General features: G+C 48.6%; 4 protein-coding genes. All 4 read left to right on the top strand.

Annotated elements, in window-relative coordinates; translation table 11 throughout:
* Positions 1-387, top strand: a 387-nt coding sequence (locus tag Q0546_RS02740; protein ID WP_298790315.1) for a Dyp-type peroxidase, incomplete at its 5' end; no start/stop codon positions are given.
* 268 nt (positions 388-655) lie between these two features.
* On the top strand, positions 656-1,234 hold the full coding sequence (locus Q0546_RS02735) for a cytochrome C (RefSeq protein WP_298790313.1): 579 nt from the start codon (positions 656-658) through the stop codon (positions 1,232-1,234).
* 16 nt (positions 1,235-1,250) lie between these two features.
* A complete protein-coding gene (locus Q0546_RS02730) occupies positions 1,251-1,430 on the top strand; it encodes a hypothetical protein (RefSeq protein ID WP_298790311.1) in 180 nt (59 codons plus the stop codon).
* A 355-nt stretch (positions 1,431-1,785) separates the two neighbouring features.
* On the top strand, positions 1,786-3,240 hold a 1,455-nt coding region (locus Q0546_RS02725), incomplete at its 3' end, for a molybdopterin-dependent oxidoreductase (RefSeq protein ID WP_298790309.1).

Genomic DNA, 3,240 nt, shown 5'->3' with positions numbered 1-3,240 from the left:
TTCGTACAAAAATATAAACATAAAATGAGGGAGTGGAACGCGACTAGCGTGAGCGAGCAAGAAAAGGTGATCGGTCGCTCAAAGGCTTATGACATCGAGATGAGCGAGGATGAAAAGCCAAGCAACTCGCACTCTGCGGCGGCAAACGTAGGAGATGATAAAAAAGTCGTTCGCGGAAATATGCCTTTTGTCGAGGGAAGCATGACGGGGACGTACTTTATCGCGTATGCTAGCACGTTTTCGACGGTTGAAGCGATGCTAAATAAGATGTTTATCGGCGAGCCGCGCGGCAACTCGGATAGATTGCTTGATTTTAGCACGCCGATCACCGGAGCGCTCTTTTTTGCGCCTACTTTTGATATGCTCTCAAGCTATAGCGCAGAGTAATTTTTTTAGCTCGCGAACCCTCCTAAATTTCGGGCGTTTTGCGAGCTGCCGCTTTCAAATTTGCTTTCAATAACCTTGCCCAATTCGCTTTTAAAATTTAAAACCAAGATTAGTATTTTTTCGTAAGCTTTTACCGCTAAATTTGCAAATTTTGCTTGCAAAGTTACGGCATGAACCGCGCAAATATAAAATTATATTTTTATAAAATCATACTTTCATCATACTTTTCTTATATAATCCTTTTACATCTTAAATTTAATGGAGCAAAATGAAAAAAATCCTACTATCAAGCTTGCTAGCCTGTTCGCTCTTTGCAGTGGGCGAGGTGTATAGCCCATCGGTAAAAGACGTTTACGCCGACGCGACGTCGCAAAAAAGCATAGGCAGACTCTTGCCGACGAACGGGGTTAAAATTTTAGCCACGCAGGGCGACCGCGTGAAAATCTCCGTTAAAGGCTACCAAAATCCCGCCGTTAGCAACGTCGTTTACTTTAGCGACTCCGAGCGCGTCATCGCCGTGGCGTTTGCCAAAACCGCAACGCCTGAGATAAAGGTCGTAAAAAAGGGCGCTAACGGCAAATGGGACGAGGTTGAGACCGTGGTCTATGCGCAAAAAGACGGCTTCACGAGCGATCTAGGCGGGCTTTTTGCTAAGGGCGGCGAGCTTTACAAAGAGAGCTGCGGAGTGTGTCATTCGCTACATCAAACCACGCACTACAAGGCAAATCAGTGGCCTAACCTGCTAAAATCGATGATCGCGCGAACGGCGATCGGCAAAGACGACGAGTGGCTGGTGATACAGTACTTACAAAAGCACTCTGCCGACGTGAACGTGGCGAAAAAGTAAAAAGCGGCGCGTAAATTTGACGAGGATTTACTCCTGGCGCTCCCGCAAATGGACGAGATTTGCGGGAGCTAAATTTTATAAAAGTCGCGGCGAAGCGGCTGTTTTTAAAACGCCGAATTTGAAGGTTCGGCGGATAGTAAATTTAGCGTACAAAACGAGATATACGCTAAATTTGAGCGGCTACTTTGCGGGCTAGGCTGCGCGAACGAGGCTTTTAGCCGTCAAATTTGACTCGCTGGACGAGAGAGCGGTCAAATTTGAGCGTAAAAGCTTAAATTTGAGTCCGTGCAAAAGACCGGCTTTGCCAACCTGCGAAGTAAATTTTACAGGGTACCCTACGCAGTAGGGACTTTAGGCGGGTGCAGGGAGCGCTTGCGCTTCCGCCCGTAAAGATCGGCTTTGCTGATCTGAGGAATCAAAAATAGAAAAAAATGAGTCGAATTTACGCCACTTTCGAAAGAAGCGGTGTGCTTCAGGTGGGTGCAGGGAGTATTTATACTCCCGCTCGGAGGTCGGATTTATTCGACCGAGAAATAAAACAGGAGAGGAAAATGAACCTACAAAGACGAAATGTATTAAAAGGCGGAGCGGCACTTGCGGCAGCTCCTTTGTTTTCTAGCGTAACGGCGTCAAATTTACTCGGCGCCGAGCTAAATACGGCAAACGTACGTAACGGCGAGGTGCTAACGGCTGCTCACTGGGGCATGCTAAAGGTTAGCATCAAAGACGGCAAGATCGTAAAATCAGAGCCGTTTCAAAAAACGAGCGAAGTGTATAATCCGCTGCAACACTACACCGCCGATATGGTCTATAAATCACGCATAAAATACCCTATGGTGCGCAAAAGCTACCTAGAAAATCCGGATTCGCCAAAACCAGAGCTAAGAGGTAAAGACGGCTGGGTACGCGTACGCTACGAGGACGCGATAAAACTAGTGGCCAGAGAGCTAAAAAAGACGAGAAAGCAAAAGGGGCTAGAGAGCGTATTTGCGGGTAGCTACGGCTGGAAATCAAGCGGCAACGTACATAACTCGCGAATCTTACTTCATAGATTTATGAATCTTAGCGGCGGATTTGTCGGGTCTCTCGGCGACTACTCGACGGGTGCTAGCCAGATCATCATGCCTCACGTCGTGGGTAGTATCGAGGTTTATGAGCAGCAGACCAGCTGGCCTGTGGTACTAGAAAACTCAAAAGTAGTCGTCATCTGGGGCGCAAACCCGATGGCAACCCTTCGCATAGCGTGGACTAGCACCGACGAGCAGGGCTTTAAGTACTTTGAAGAGCTTAAAAAACGCAGCGACATAAAGGTCATAATAATAGATCCTATTAGAAGCGATACGGCGCAGTACTTTGACAAGGCTCAGTGGATAGCTCCGGTGCCAAACACCGACACCGCGATGATGCTAGGCATGATGCACTATCTATACGAGAGCGGCAAATACGATAAAAACTTCATCGAGACCTATACGAGCGGCTTTGATAAGTTCCTGCCGTATCTGCTCGGTAAAACTGACGGCATGCCTAAAAATTTAGAGTGGGCGAGCAAAATTTGCGGCCTAAAAGCAAGCCTCATAAAAGAGCTTGCCGATACCTTCGCCGCTAACCGCACGATGATAATGAGTGGATGGGGTATGCAGCGCGCGCATCACGGCGAGCAGCCGCACTGGGCGATGGTGACTTTGGCGGCGATGTTAGGTCAGATCGGGCTTCCTGGCGGAGGATTTGGCCTTAGCTACCACTACTCAAACGGCGGCGCTCCGACTTGCAAGGGTGCTGTAATCGGCGGCGTAAATAGCGCAAGCGTGGGTAAATTTAACGACGAGGGCGAGTTTATCGGTACCGATAGCGGAGAATTTGACGCAAACGGCCGCTTTGTCGCTAAAGCCGCGGCGGTAGCGGGTACGGGTCAAAGCTGGCTACAAAAGGCGACAAACTACGCATTCCCGGTTGCTCGTATTGCAGACGCCCTGCTAAATCCTGGCAAAGTGATCGATCACAACGGC

The sequence above is a fragment of the uncultured Campylobacter sp. genome (assembly GCF_937997465.1).
GTDB lineage: Bacteria > Campylobacterota > Campylobacteria > Campylobacterales > Campylobacteraceae > Campylobacter_A.
This window is presented reverse-complemented; position numbering and strand designations above follow the sequence as displayed.

Coding starts and splice junctions, on each gene's coding strand:
- Q0546_RS02735 (WP_298790313.1), top strand. CDS start 656: ATGAAAAAAATCCTACTATCAAGCTTGCTAGCCTGTTCGCTCTTTGCA.